Here is a 14,108-nt window from a genome sequence, read left to right on the forward strand (position 1 = left end):
TTTTTATAAATTTATGTTATAATTAAGGAAATTATATTAAAATAACTAAATAATTTGTTGAATAGAGAAGGATTAAAAAGATGGAAATTCTATCATTGGGAGAAAAGATCAAGAGAAGAAGAAAACAATTGAATATGACGTTGAAGGATTTGGCAAAAGACAGAATAACTCCAGGACAAATAAGTTTGGTAGAATCTGGCCGTTCGAATCCATCAGTAGATTTGCTAGAATATTTAGCTGATGCATTGAACACAAATGTAGAATATTTAATGGAATCAGAAGAAAGCCAAGCTGAAAAGATTAGTTTATATTACGAACAGGTAGGGGAATCATGCATACTCCAGGGAGATTACGAAAAAGGTCAAAGATATATTGATAATGCTCTATACTACTGTGAAAAATATAATCTAGAATATAGAAAAGCAATGATATATTTTATAACAGCAAAATCCTACATGTATAAAAGAGATTTTCCTATGGCTCAGAAGTTTTTTTTATCAGCAAATGTAATTTTTGTAAAAAATAATAATTATGAGCAGATAATAAAAACTTTCCTACATTTAGCTAATATTGCTTTAGAATTAAAGGCATATCATTCTTCTAGTAGTTACTTAAAACAGGCTGAAAAGGTATATATAGACAATAAGGTTGTAGATGAATTTTTAATGGGAGAAATATACTACAATATGGCTAGAACATATTACGATGTAGAAGAACTGGATTTAGCCTTAGAATATTCTTGTCTAGCAAGAAATAGATTTGAACAAGTCTATAATGATGAAGATTATGCGAGAAATCTATTCTCTTTAGCAGAAGAATTTAATAAAAAAGGTGACTTGCCGAATGCAATAAAGTATTCAAAGAAAACATTAGAAGTATATAAAAAGATACAGTATAACAAGAGCATAGTTAATATAGAACATAATTTAGGAAAGTTATTTTATGAACTAGGAAATTTAGATGAATCTCTTAAGCATTATGATATATCAAAAAGTATTAGTACACAAAATCGTGTAGGATGTATAAATGATATACTAATAGATATTTGTAAAAGTTATCTGAAGTTAAAGAATACTGAACAATGTAGCAAAATACTAAAAGATATAGAAAATAGAATTGAAGAGCATGATATAGACAGAAAAATCGAATGTAAACTAATAAAATATACTATGTTCAATATTGACGATAAACCAGAACAAGCAGAAAGTGTATTGATTGATACATATGTGCTAGCAAAAAATAGCGGAAAGTTGTCGAAGGCTGCTGAATTAGCTATGAGAGTCGGAAAATATTTCATAGATAAAAAAGAAGAAGAAGAGGCTTCATATTACTTAAATCAAGGAATAAAGTTATTTGATGAAGCAGAAAAGTTAGAAAATTACAAATTATAAGTAAGTGGGTGAGATATTTGGAAATACTATCTACTGGCGAAAAGATAAAAAGAGCTAGAGTATTTAAAGGTATAACATTGAAAGAATTATGCGGAAATAAGATTTCAATTGCCAAGATGAGCTGTATAGAAAATGGAAAGATTAAGGCAGATACCGAATTACTGAATTATATAGCTGAGAAGATAGAAATAGATGTAGATTATTTAATAGAAGACGTATATGAACAAATTTCAAATAATCTAAATATAATAAAGAGGAATGTATCTTCCGATACTGATTCTGAAAGTAAGTTGAAAGATAACCTAAGCTATGCACTAAAATATAAATATTATGATTTAGCTTTTGAATTAATACACATATTATTCTCGTATTATGTAGAAGAAAATAAGGTTGAAAATATTCAGCTTATAGTTTCTCAATATTATGATTTATATCAAAGAAATAATACGGAAGAAAATACAGCTATCTACTTTAAAGATATGGCACGTTATTTATCTCAAAATGGTGAATATATTGAGGCTATTTCTTACTACAGCAAGCTTAGAGAAATGTTTAGATTGAAAGAAGATGGATTTGATAGTTCAGAGTACTGTTTAATAGGCTACAATGAGGCTCTGTGTTATCAGAATTTAAGAAAATCTGAAGAAGCATATAGCATTTTATCAGAAATCATAGGATATGTTGATGACCTTAAAACAGATGAAAGCAAGGGAAAAATATATCATATATATGCTACAGTATGCATTAAGCTTAAAAAAGATTATGTTGATGAATATAAAAAGAAAGCATTTCAATATCAAAAATATAATCCTATTTCTCTGGCAGCATCCCATGGAAATTATGGAAAGTATTATTTTGAAGTAGAAGAAAAGGAAAAAGCAATCTCTGAAATAGAAGATGGAATAAAGATATTTCCACAAGATAATGTAGAAAAATATGTGGAGTTTTTGAATTATTGTACAAAAATATTAATTGATAATTCAGAGTATGAGATAGCTTATAGGATTACAGAAGAATCATTAAATTTAGCTATTATGACTGATAATATAAAGTTAATTGAGAAGTCATATTATTTTAAAGGTATAATTCTTCAGAAAATGGACAAACATTTGGAAGCGGAAAAATATATGAATCTATCATTAGATTCGTTGTTTAAATTTGGTACCAGAGAAGAAAGAAGAAATAGATATGTAGATATGGGTAAGCTTTATTATAAGCTTGGACTTACAGCGGATTCGCTAAAATACTTTAATCTTGCATTAGCTGTTGATAAAAAAATCTAATTTCTCGTAAATATATATAGAAGGGCGATATTTTGTTAATTCGATTATAATGGATTAACAAAATATCGCCACTTCTATTTTTTTATATTCACAATTAAGCCTTTAAGATCAGTAATGATATATTTAAGCTATTAAATTCATATGGATATTATTGTTACTAATTTTTTGAACAAGAGTCAATGAAGTAATCTAATAAATCATCTATATTAATAACTCCTACAATTTTTTCGTCTTCAATAACAGGCATTGTTATAATATCATTTTCTCTTAGACGCTTAGCTACAGTGAGTAGATCTTCATCAGATTGCGCAGAGATAACTGATTTTGACATAACCCACTCAACTGGACAGCTAACATAATGTCCTGGATGTATCATGAATCTATATATATCAGCTTTTACTACCATTCCTACTACAATTTCTTTATCATCTACTACTGGCATTCCATTAATATTAAGTTTGTCCATAAAATCTAAAGCTTTATCTATAGTATCGTTTACATTAATTGTATGGAAATTTGGTTTAATGATAGAACTTATTTTCATAACATCACCTCTTTTAAAAAAGTTTAATATCGTTAAGCTGTAAAATAACAGGCTAATAATATTTATATTACTATTTTACTATAAAACAACAAAATTTAAAATAAATCTTTAGATGATAAAAAAATTAAAAAAAAGACTAAATAAACTTTGACTTTCTTTGACCTATGTATTATTATATAGATAAAGAGGAATTATTTAGGTATAGTGATAAACTAGTTTTAATAATAATTTCGAAATTTAACATAGAGATTTAGGAGGAATAAGTATGAATATTGATAAAATGACGTTGAGAGTTCAACAAGCATTGAATGATGCCAATGTTACAGCTGTTAAATTTAATCATCAGCAAATAGATTTAATTCATCTTTTTTCAGCTCTTGTAGAGCAGGAGGACGGGTTAGTCCCTAATATTCTTACTAAAATGGGTATATCAGTAAAGAATTTAAAAGCGTCAGTAAATAAGGAATTAGATGCAATGCCAAAAGTTTTAGGAGAAGGAGTTGGCAATGTATATATAACTAGAAAAGTAGAGGAAGTGTTAATTAAAGCTGAAGAATTTTCGAAACAGTTTGAAGATTCATATGTTAGTGTTGAACATTTAATGCTTGCTATTATAGAAATAGATAACAATCAAGTTTCTAAAATATTAAAGCAATATAATATAACCAAGGACAATTTCTTAAAAGTTCTTTCTGAAGTTAGAGGAAGCCAAAGAGTTGAAACGCAAGATCCAGAAGGGACATATGACGCATTAGCAAAGTATGGAACTAATTTAGTTGACCTTGCTAAAAAGCATAAGTTAGATCCTGTTATAGGAAGAGATGAAGAAATAAGAAGGACAATAAGGATTTTATCAAGGAGAACCAAGAATAATCCAGTATTAATAGGTGAACCTGGTGTTGGTAAAACAGCAATTATTGAAGGATTAGCTGAAAGAATAGTTAGAGGAGATGTTCCAGAAGGCCTTAAGGATAAAATTATATTTGCTTTGGATATGGGATCTTTGATTGCCGGAGCTAAGTATAGAGGTGAATTTGAAGAAAGATTAAAAGCGGTATTAAAAGAAGTTCAAAGCAGTGAGGGTAGAATATTACTATTCATAGATGAAATTCATACAATAGTTGGAGCTGGTAAGACTGATGGAGCAATGGATGCTGGTAATTTGATTAAACCATTATTAGCAAGAGGAGAGTTACATTGTATAGGTGCTACAACTTTTGATGAATATAGAAAATATATTGAGAAAGATAAAGCCTTAGAAAGAAGATTCCAACCAGTAATTATAGATGAACCTACAGTAGAGGATACAATTGCAATACTAAGAGGATTAAAAGAAAGGTTTGAAATTCATCACGGGATTAGAATTCATGATTCAGCAATAGTAGCTGCTGCAAAGCTTTCTGACAGATATATTCAAGATAGATATATGCCTGATAAGGCAATTGATTTAATTGATGAAGCTGGAGCTATGATAAGATCTGAAATAGATTCCCTCCCAACAGAACTTGATGTTATAAGAAGAAAAATATTTAAGTTAGAAATAGAAAAAGAAGCCTTGTCAAAAGAGAAAGATGAGGGTTCAAAAAATAGGTTAGATGACTTAGAGAAAGAGCTTGCAGGATTAAAAGAAAAGAATGATGAAATGACTGCAAAATATACCAAAGAAAAAGAGCAAATCACAGCTATTAAAACCTTAAAAAGTGAGCTAGATGATGCTAGAGGAGAAATAGAAGTAGCGCAAAGAAACTTTGATTATAATAAAGTTGCTGAGATTCAATATAGTAGGATTCCTGCTATAGAAGAAAAAATTAAGCAAAAAGAAATTGAACTAAGAGAAAATTATGAGGGAGCTCTATTAAAAGAGGAAGTAACTGAGCAGGAAGTATCCGCTGTACTTTCTAAATGGACTGGAATTCCTGTAACTAACTTACTTGAAGGAGAAAGGGAAAAACTTTTAAGACTAGAAGATGATATGAGTAATAGAGTTATAGGCCAGGGTGAGGCAATAGAAGCTGTAACTAATGCAATACTCAGGGCAAGAGCTGGGCTTAAAGATATCAATAGACCAATAGGATCATTTATATTCTTAGGGCCAACAGGAGTTGGTAAAACGGAGCTTGCAAAAACACTAGCTAGAAATTTATTTGATTCAGAAGAAAATATTATTAGAATTGATATGTCGGAATATATGGAGAAGCATTCAGTGTCTAGATTAGTTGGAGCGCCTCCAGGATATGTAGGTTATGATGAAGGTGGTCAGCTAACAGAAGCTGTAAGAAGAAAACCATATAGCGTAATTTTATTTGATGAAATTGAAAAAGCGCATGAAGATGTGTTTAATATATTCCTTCAAATATTAGATGATGGTAGATTAACTGATAATAAGGGTAAAACTGTAGATTTTAAAAATACTATAATAATTATGACTTCAAATATCGGAAGTGAATATTTATTAGAAAATACTAATGAAGATCACGTTGATGAAGAAATAAAATCAAAAGTAATGAGTGTTTTAAAATCAAGATTTAAACCAGAATTTTTAAATAGAGTAGATGATACTATAATGTTTAAACCTTTGACAGAGTCTGGCATTAAGAAAATTATAGATATATTCTTAAGAGAAGTAAGTTTAAGACTAAAAGATAAAAATATCGAAATAGAAGTTACAGATAAAGCAAAAACAATAATGGCAAGAGAAGGTTATGATGTGGTTTATGGAGCAAGGCCGTTAAAAAGATATATACAGAACACTTTAGAGAATAGACTCGCTAGGATGATAATTAAGGGTGAACTAGGCTATGGATCTAAGGTTGTGATTGATAATAAAGATGAAGAAATAATAATAAAACCACTTTAGTAAAAAATAAGTTTTGTAAAATTCCTGTAGATAAATGTGATCTATAGGAATTTTTATTCTCTAGAAAATTATAATCAAAAAAATGTGAGTAACTTTTTAAGTAGTAAATAGGAATCGGTATATTTGTATTATATACCATATTTTAATTCTTCATAATAGTTTTATATATAACCAATAATTAGAACAAGAAAAGAGGCAGCTTTTAGCAAGTGCCTCTTTATAATTTATATTCTTTAAAAAATATTTTATTTTACTTGTTTAGAGTTTAGTTAAATTTTTTTCTTAATTCTAAATATAGCTACAATTACAGGGACTGATATTACAGCACTCACTATAGCTTCAGGAACTCCATTTGTTAAACCAATGGTTGCAATTGCAATTCCAGCAGTTTGTGGATTTATCTTTAAAATAGCAGAGTATCTTTCTAAGTAAAATACGTAAGTTAAACCCAAAACACCTATAGTGTTAATTAATGTAGCACAGATTGATGCTATTGCAATACTAATGCTTTGATTTTTAAATCTCTTTCTAAGAAGTATATACACATAGTATGCTACAATTCCAATTAGGACTCTAGGAACTAATGCAATTATAGGATTCCAAAATATAAATGATGTTGGACCAGGAGCGGTAAAATTTTGATACATTGAGAATAAACCAAAAACTAATCCAACTAGGGATCCAACTATGGGGCCTTCAACTATCGCACCTATAATAACTGGGATATGCATTATAGTAGCTTTTACAGGTGGAATTGGTATGAACCCAAGCCCGGTTAATCCTAAGAAAATTGAAATTGCAGAAAGCATTCCGATCATTGCAATCTGTCTAACTGAAAATTTAGATTTAGTATAGCCTCTTTCCATAAGGTACCTCCGTTCTTATTCCTTGATATATGGATATAATTCGGAAAAATATATAATATATACGAATTTCCGTTCAGCTTCTAATTGAATACCGACACATATTATTTTACCACGTTAGAAAAAATGTTCAATTATATTTTAAAAATATAAATTTAAATATAGTAATAATAATTACTGATTCTATATTTAATTCTATGAACTTAGAAAAAAGTTGATTTTTATACAAAATATGAATAAATTTACAAATCTAATTTATGGATTTAATCCATAAAAATTTGAATTATAAGAAATAAAATGATAATATATAACCATAACAGAAATTGAATAGTATAAAAGGCTAGGGGTGCCAATTTAATTGGCTGAGAGAAGCTTATTTGCTTTAACTCTTTTGACCTGATGTGGCTAATACCACCGTAGGGAAGCAATAAATGTTTTAGAAGATTTATAAGACTTACCTTAGTGTAAGTCTTTTTATTATCTAGTAATTTATTATGGAAGCCAAATAAGTAGAGGTTCTGCCCATTGGTCGTACAAATTATGAAAAAAGACTGATAAGAAAATAATGAGTAAATAATGAACAGATATATTAAGTTTTAAAATTTATTTAGATTGGGGATATTAGTTTGAAAGTTTTAGTAAATGAAAGAGAAATAGATATTGAGGGAGAAATTACTGCATTTGAAGTTAGAAGCAGGATAAAAAGTGATGCGGATATAGTTATTTTAAATGGTTTTCCAATTAAACAAGATTATTCTCTAAATGAAGGCGATAAAGTTACTTTAATTAAGAGAGGCGAGGTGCCTAAAAAAGAAGAGTTAGAGGCACTAATGGTAAGTAGACATACTCCAAAGGTTCATGAGAAAGTTAAGAAGGCGAAGATAGCTATTGCTGGACTTGGTGGACTTGGTTCAACAGTAGCATTAGCGTTGGGAAGAGTTGGGGTTGGACATATAAAAATAATAGATTTTGATGTGGTTGAACCTAGTAATTTAAACAGACAACAATACTTTATAAGACATATTGGAATGAAAAAATGCCATGCATTAAAAGAAATATTGTTAGAAATCAATCCGTTCATAAATATCGAAGTTGTTGATACGTATGTAGATAAGGATAACATTAAAGATTTATTTGAGGATATGGATATTGTAATTGAAGCATTTGATGGCGCAGAAAATAAAGCGATGATAGTTAGAGAAGTTTTACTTCAGACAGAAAAACCAAAGGTTATTTCAGCCTCAGGTATGGCAGGGTATTATTCTAATAATCTAATAATTAGCAAAAAAATAAATACAAGGCTATATATGTGTGGAGACTTTAAAAATGAGGCAAAAGTAAATGAGGGGTTAATGGCACCTAGGGTTGGTATCGCAGCTTGTCATGAAGCAAATATGGCGCTTAGATTAATATTAGGAGAAGAGGTATAAACTAAAGATGTCTGTAATTGGAATAACAAATAGAAAACTTTGTAGGAACTTTTTTGATCAAATAAAAAAAATATCAGAATCTAATCTAGATTTCTTAATTATACGAGAAAAAGATTTAAGCAGTGAAGAGCTAATGATATTAGTTTTGAAAGTAAAAGAGGAACTGAAAAATACAAATATCAGAATAATACTAAATTCCAATATAGATATTGCTAAAAAGTCCAATGTTGATGGAATTCAGTTATCATTTAATGATTTTATAAATATTAGTAACAAGTTATGCACAGGAAGAGCAATAAATTCTAAAGAGATAGTGGATAATTTTGATTTTAGTGGGAATAAATATAAGATATATAAGATGATAGGCGTTTCAATACATAGTTGCGAAGAAGGTATACAAGCGGCTAAATTAGGAGCAGACTATGTTATTTATGGCCATGTGTTTGAAACTGATTGTAAAAAAGGTCTTCCTCCTAGAGGAATTAAGGAAATAGAGGCTCTTTCCAAGAAGATTAACATTCCAGTCATTGGAATAGGCGGAATAAATCAAGATAATTATAAGAAAGTATTGGATGCTGGAGCAAGTGGAATTGCTATAATGTCTAGTTTGATGAAAGACAAAAACCCTGAAGAACTAGTGAAATCTCTTTCTAAATAAACATTACTTTGATATATGAAAATCAAAGTACGAATACGAATAATTAAAATCAGCTAATATTAAAACCTAAAAACACTTGTAAATCTTAAGTGTTCATTATAAACTCTTTAAAGAAAGATATATTCAAGAACAATTAGTATCTATGATCTGGATACTATTAAGATAATAAGGAGAAATGAAATAATGAGTACAATTGCAGGAAAAGGCTGTCCAAGAATTATACCAGATGGAGAAAAAAAGCCACTAGAAGAGATTGAAAAAGCTATAATTAAAAGCTATAGAAAGCATATTTGGTCAAAATTTGTTAAGGCAATTAAAGAATATAATTTAATTCAAGAAGGAGATAAAATTGCTGTTGGAATTTCTGGAGGAAAAGATAGTATACTTATGGCAAAATTATTTCAGGAGTTGCAAAGACATGGTCAAGTTAAATTTGAATTAGTATTTTTAGCTATGGATCCAGGGTATCATCCAGATATAAAAAATTTACTAATAGAAAATTGTGAGCATCTAAATATTCCAATTCATATGTATGAATCAGGCATTTTTGATGTTGTTGATAAAATGGCTAAGGATTACCCCTGTTATTTATGCGCAAGGATGAGAAGAGGCTCTCTTTATGCAAAAGCAAAAGAATTTGGATGTAATAAACTTGCATTAGGACATCATTATAATGATGTAATTGAAACAACTATGCTAAACATTTTATATGGTGGTAATTTTAAGACAATGTTGCCTAAATTAAAAGCTAAAAATTTTGAAGGTTTAGAATTAATTAGGCCTATGTATTTTATAGAGGAAGAGTATATAAAAAGATTTATAAATTATAGTGGTATATGGCCATTGAATTGCGCTTGTATGGTTGCAGCTGAAAGAATAGGTAATAAGAGATATGAAATAAAAGATCTTATTAAAGAATTAAAGAAGAATTTTAGCGGAGTTGAAAAGTCTATCTTTAAAGCAGCTGAAAATGTTAGTATGGATTCAATATTAGGTTGGCAAAAGGGCGAAGAAAAGCATTCTTTTCTAGATTATTACGATGAAGAGTAGACTTAAGTAACTAAAAGTATTTATTAATTTGGAAATGTATGTTATGCTATAATTAACCATATATCAATAGATGAAAAGGAAGAGTAGATATGGAAAATAATCCTATGGGGATCAGTGATCCAAACATATTGTTAAGTGTAATAAACATGAAATTAAGAGATCAATATGGTTCATTAGATATTCTTTGTGATGATTTAGAATTATCTAAAGACGATATTATAAATATATTAATAAGTATCGGATATAAATACGAGGAAGAAGAAAATCAATTTAAGAATTAGAGTCTTAATAAATAATTATTCATAAAGTTAGGAAGGTGATGTTATATGAATTTAAAAAAGACAGGCAAATTAATTACTGTTATAGCAGCAACAGCAGCTTTAATAGCATCATTAGCAAATGATAAGAAATCTAAAGATTCTAACAAACAGGAATAGTACAAATTATAGAATTATGTGAAGGATTGTATATATATGATTAGGGAGGAACTTCAATTAAATCATGAGGAAATATTTGATTCTATACCAATTTTGGGCGTTAATATAATTTGGAATCAATCAGAGCTTAAATTAATAATTGATGATACAATGAAAAGTTTTTTTGAAGAGTATGATACTAAGAATGAAACTTTAGATCAATTTATAAATTTTGTTGGTGAAGAAGATAAACAAAATGTTTTAAGCTTTTTCTCTCAAGATTTAAAGAGACACTATATAAATAGAGAACAAATGCAGCTACAATACAAGATGGAAAGTCCTAGGGGTAACATTGTTGAGTTTATTCTTGTCGGGAAGTCAATTAAAAGTAATGAACAGTATTACTTTACTGGAACTAGTTATTGCTTTAAGGACTTAGAGAATGAATATGGTGATATAGATTCTTTGACGAAAAATTGGAAAGAATCTATGGTCAATAAAACAATAGATTCAATAATTCATAGTGATAGAATTACAGGGCTACCTAATAAATATTTTTTCAAGAACACGGTAGCCAAAATGTTACAAAATGTTGTTAATAGTAATACTAGAGCCGCGATGCTGATAATAGATTTAGATAATTTTAAATATGTAAACGACTCCTACGGGCATGATTTTGGAGACTTAGTGTTAAAAGAAGTGGGCTATAATATAGTCGAATCTGTTACAGAAGATATATTAGTATCAAGATATAGCGGCAATACTTTTCTGTTATTTAAGCCAAATATAATTGATATACAAGAAATTATAACTTTGGGTAATGCTATAGCAAAGTCTTTTGAAAAACCTAATATAGTGAATGGAAGAAAAATATACTTAACAGCAAGTATTGGTGTTTCTCTATCTCCAGATCACGGAATAGATTATAATACATTACTCAAAAATGCAGATGCAGCAATGTATGAAGCAAAGAAAAATGGTAAAAATGAGTGTGATTTTTTTGATGATAGCCTTTCTGATGAGCTAAACAGAGTTTATAGTTTGCAGAAAGGGTTAAGAACTGCACTGAATAATAATGAATTATATGTTATGTTTCAACCTAAAGTATCACTCGATGATTCTTTGGTAAACGGATTTGAAGCTTTAGCAAGATGGGAAAGTCGTGAATTTGGAATGGTAAGTCCGGCGGAGTTTATTCCGATCGCAGAAAGTTCAAAAATGATAATTCCAATTGGAAGTTTTGTTTTGGAAGAAGTATTCAAAAAGACGAAATGTCTTTTAAACGAGGGAAATGATAATTTTAAGATAGCAGTTAATTTGTCTGAAATGCAGCTCAGAGAGGATGTTGTTTTATCAGATTTTAAAAAACTAATAAAGAAATATAAAATTCATCCAAAGTATATAGAAGTAGAAATAACAGAAAGTATGCTAATGAAATCATTTGATAGAAACGTTAAGATCCTTCAGGAGATAAAAAAATTAGGAGTAAGCATTGCTTTAGATGACTTTGGGACGGGATACTCTTCGCTTAACTATTTGACAAAATTACCTATAGATGTACTAAAGATAGATAGGAGTTTTGTAATTGATTTGATGAACAATCCTAAGAGTAAGTGTATTGTGGAAAATATAATAAATTTATCACATCAATTGGGGATAGAAGTAGTGGCAGAAGGGGTTGAAGAAAAATCGCAAGTTGAATATTTAAGAACAATATTATGCGATGTTGTTCAAGGATACTATTTCAGTAAACCAAGAATGTTTGACGCAATTAAGAATATAATCGGTAAGGAAATTTTATAAAAGTGTTGACAAACACTATTTGAGGATATAATATAAGATTATAAAATAAATCCTACGAAGAGGGATAGTAATCATATAACAATGTTAAAGAGAGCTGAAGGTGGTGAGATTTCAGTACGGTAGTTAATGATGAATGGGCCTTTGAGGAGCGAGATGAAATCTTTTGAGAGTAGTTTAGCCGTAAGTCGCACGTTATAGCGAATAAGATATGTTTGTATCTGAAATGAGAGGCATTTTATGCAATCTAGGTGGCAACGCGGATAATATCCGTCCTATTAATTATAGGACGGTTTTTTTATATTCTTTTTTAGTAGTTGTTAACCAAAAGACTCTATATTTGGAAGCATAACAAAGAAATATATTTAAATATTGGGGCGTGATAAGTATGTTGTGAAAGAAAGTGGTTTCAACTTAAAAATAAAATAAGCAAAGATTAACAAGGGGGATTTTTATTATGAATACAAAGAAAATGGCAACAAATGCAATTTTAATAGCAATAGGAGCAATATTACACCAGGTTACACCACCATTCGGTATGCAGGCAGATTTCTCATTAGCAATGTTATTTATAATAATAGTGTTTAATAAAGATTATAAAACAACATTACTATGTGGGATTATTATGGGAGTATTTGCAGCACTAACAACTAAAACACCAGGAGGACAATTACCAAATATTATAGATAAATTTATAACTTGTAATGTCATGTATTTGATATTAATGCCTTTAAGAAATAAAGTTAATAAGTTAGTGCAAGTATCAATATTATTACCTTTAGGAACTTTAGTGAGCGGAACAGTATTTTTAACTTTACTAGCGAATATAGTAGGATTACCTGGAGGATTATCGTTTAATGTACTTTTCATATCAGTAGTAGTGCCAACAATAATAGTAAATACAATATCAGGAATTGTAATGTTTAAAATTGTTGAAAAGATTACATCGGTAAATGGAAGCTATGCGGTAGAATAGATATTTTGTATAATTTAAAGAGGCTATTTCAAAAGGATTAATTTTGAGATAGCCTCTTTATTTTATCCATTATTATTTTTTCATGAAATGATATTCTTCAGGAGTATTTTCATCGATTGCTTTAAATTCATAGCCATTATCTTTATAATATTTAATTATACTAGGTAAAGCCTTTACTGAATTTTTACTCATATATGCACAATGCATTAATAGTACTACACGCTCTTTGTCACTTTTGGAATTTTTAATAAATGTACTTGGACTAGCATTAGGATGAGCACCATCACCACTATCTGTATTCCAATCGTAAATTTTTAGGTTATTTTGATGAAGTAAATCGACCATAGACTGCGAAATTTTATAACAGTTATTATTACAACCAAAAGGGAATCTTAGTATATTTGGCTTAATACCAACTATGGAATTAATTATTTGCTGGGTATCCAACATCTCTTGCAGAAATTCTTCATTAGAGTGATAAAGGTTGTTTCGATTATGACTCATACTATGAAGACCGAGCGCATGCCCTTCATCATACATTCTTTTAATTAAATCCTCTTGTCCTTTGATTTGACTTCCTATTAAGAAAAAGGTTGCAGGAATAGATTCTTGTTTCAATATATCCAACACATTAGTAGTTACTTTTCCAGCTGGGCCATCATCGAAAGTTAGATATATTATTTTTTTTTCATCAGCAAGGACCTTATGAATAAGAAGATTTTGATAATTAATTATAGTTATTATAATCAAAACAAAAGGAATGTATTTCTTTAGCGATTTTAGATTCATATTATCACCTTCCTAAATGTTTTTACAAAAAGTATTATGTCCTAAAATTAA

General features: G+C 29.1%; 12 protein-coding genes, 1 riboswitch and 1 other annotated feature. Of the genes, 9 read left to right on the plus strand and 3 right to left on the minus strand.

Annotated elements, in window-relative coordinates:
* Positions 1 to 80 precede the first annotated feature (80 nt).
* Together KEC93_RS03450 and KEC93_RS03455 are read left to right on the plus strand one after the other, a co-directional pair.
* Positions 81 to 1,391 (plus strand): tetratricopeptide repeat protein, encoded by a 1,311-nt coding sequence (locus KEC93_RS03450; RefSeq protein ID WP_011967990.1) that lies wholly within the window; start codon positions 81 to 83, stop codon positions 1,389 to 1,391.
* A gap of 17 nt (positions 1,392 to 1,408) precedes the next feature.
* On the plus strand, positions 1,409 to 2,674 hold the full coding sequence (locus KEC93_RS03455; protein WP_023973638.1) for a transcriptional regulator: 1,266 nt from the start codon (positions 1,409 to 1,411) through the stop codon (positions 2,672 to 2,674).
* Positions 2,675 to 2,831: 157 nt separating this feature from the next.
* Here KEC93_RS03455 and KEC93_RS03460 read toward each other — a convergent pair whose 3' ends face one another.
* Positions 2,832 to 3,218, minus strand: coding sequence for a CBS domain-containing protein (locus tag KEC93_RS03460; RefSeq protein ID WP_023973637.1), 387 nt, complete (start codon positions 3,216 to 3,218; stop codon positions 2,832 to 2,834).
* Between the two features lie 265 nt (positions 3,219 to 3,483).
* Here KEC93_RS03460 and clpB point away from each other — a divergent pair, with 265 nt between their 5' ends.
* On the plus strand, positions 3,484 to 6,075 hold the full coding sequence (gene clpB, locus KEC93_RS03465) for an ATP-dependent chaperone ClpB (protein ID WP_023973636.1): 2,592 nt from the start codon (positions 3,484 to 3,486) through the stop codon (positions 6,073 to 6,075).
* Positions 6,076 to 6,344: 269 nt separating this feature from the next.
* On the opposite strand, the gene KEC93_RS03470 is transcribed toward clpB, so the two are convergent.
* On the minus strand, positions 6,345 to 6,941 hold the full coding sequence (locus tag KEC93_RS03470; RefSeq protein WP_011967994.1) for an ECF transporter S component: 597 nt from the start codon (positions 6,939 to 6,941) through the stop codon (positions 6,345 to 6,347).
* A gap of 329 nt (positions 6,942 to 7,270) precedes the next feature.
* Positions 7,271 to 7,378: riboswitch (TPP riboswitch) on the plus strand.
* A 186-nt stretch (positions 7,379 to 7,564) separates the two neighbouring features.
* Here KEC93_RS03470 and thiF point away from each other — a divergent pair.
* The 6 genes from thiF to KEC93_RS03500 all read left to right on the plus strand — a co-directional run bounded on the left by thiF (position 7,565) and on the right by KEC93_RS03500 (position 13,268).
* On the plus strand, positions 7,565 to 8,368 hold the full coding sequence (gene thiF, locus KEC93_RS03475) for a sulfur carrier protein ThiS adenylyltransferase ThiF (protein WP_023973635.1): 804 nt from the start codon (positions 7,565 to 7,567) through the stop codon (positions 8,366 to 8,368).
* Between the two features lie 7 nt (positions 8,369 to 8,375).
* Positions 8,376 to 9,026, plus strand: coding sequence for a thiamine phosphate synthase (locus tag KEC93_RS03480; RefSeq protein ID WP_065417958.1), 651 nt, complete (start codon positions 8,376 to 8,378; stop codon positions 9,024 to 9,026).
* 183 nt (positions 9,027 to 9,209) lie between these two features.
* A complete protein-coding gene (locus tag KEC93_RS03485) occupies positions 9,210 to 10,076 on the plus strand; it encodes a tRNA 2-thiocytidine(32) synthetase TtcA (RefSeq protein WP_011967997.1) in 867 nt (288 codons plus the stop codon).
* An 89-nt stretch (positions 10,077 to 10,165) separates the two neighbouring features.
* Complete coding sequence (locus tag KEC93_RS03490; protein ID WP_011967998.1) at positions 10,166 to 10,357, plus strand: DUF4250 domain-containing protein; 192 nt, start codon at positions 10,166 to 10,168, stop codon at positions 10,355 to 10,357.
* 192 nt (positions 10,358 to 10,549) lie between these two features.
* Positions 10,550 to 12,295: a putative bifunctional diguanylate cyclase/phosphodiesterase gene (locus tag KEC93_RS03495; protein ID WP_011967999.1), complete on the plus strand. Its 1,746-nt coding sequence runs from the start codon at positions 10,550 to 10,552 to the stop codon at positions 12,293 to 12,295.
* Positions 12,296 to 12,340: 45 nt separating this feature from the next.
* Positions 12,341 to 12,573: a binding site (T-box leader), on the plus strand.
* Between the two features lie 176 nt (positions 12,574 to 12,749).
* On the plus strand, positions 12,750 to 13,268 hold the full coding sequence (locus KEC93_RS03500; RefSeq protein ID WP_065417957.1) for a tryptophan transporter: 519 nt from the start codon (positions 12,750 to 12,752) through the stop codon (positions 13,266 to 13,268).
* Positions 13,269 to 13,340: 72 nt separating this feature from the next.
* On the opposite strand, the gene KEC93_RS03505 is transcribed toward KEC93_RS03500, so the two are convergent.
* The gene (locus KEC93_RS03505; RefSeq protein WP_065417956.1) at positions 13,341 to 14,057 is read right to left on the minus strand and encodes a polysaccharide deacetylase family protein; all 717 of its coding nucleotides are present in this window, start codon (positions 14,055 to 14,057) and stop codon (positions 13,341 to 13,343) included.
* Positions 14,058 to 14,108: the final 51 nt, after the last annotated feature.

Source organism: Clostridium beijerinckii (assembly GCF_018223745.1).
Classification (GTDB): Bacteria; Bacillota; Clostridia; order Clostridiales; family Clostridiaceae; genus Clostridium; species Clostridium beijerinckii.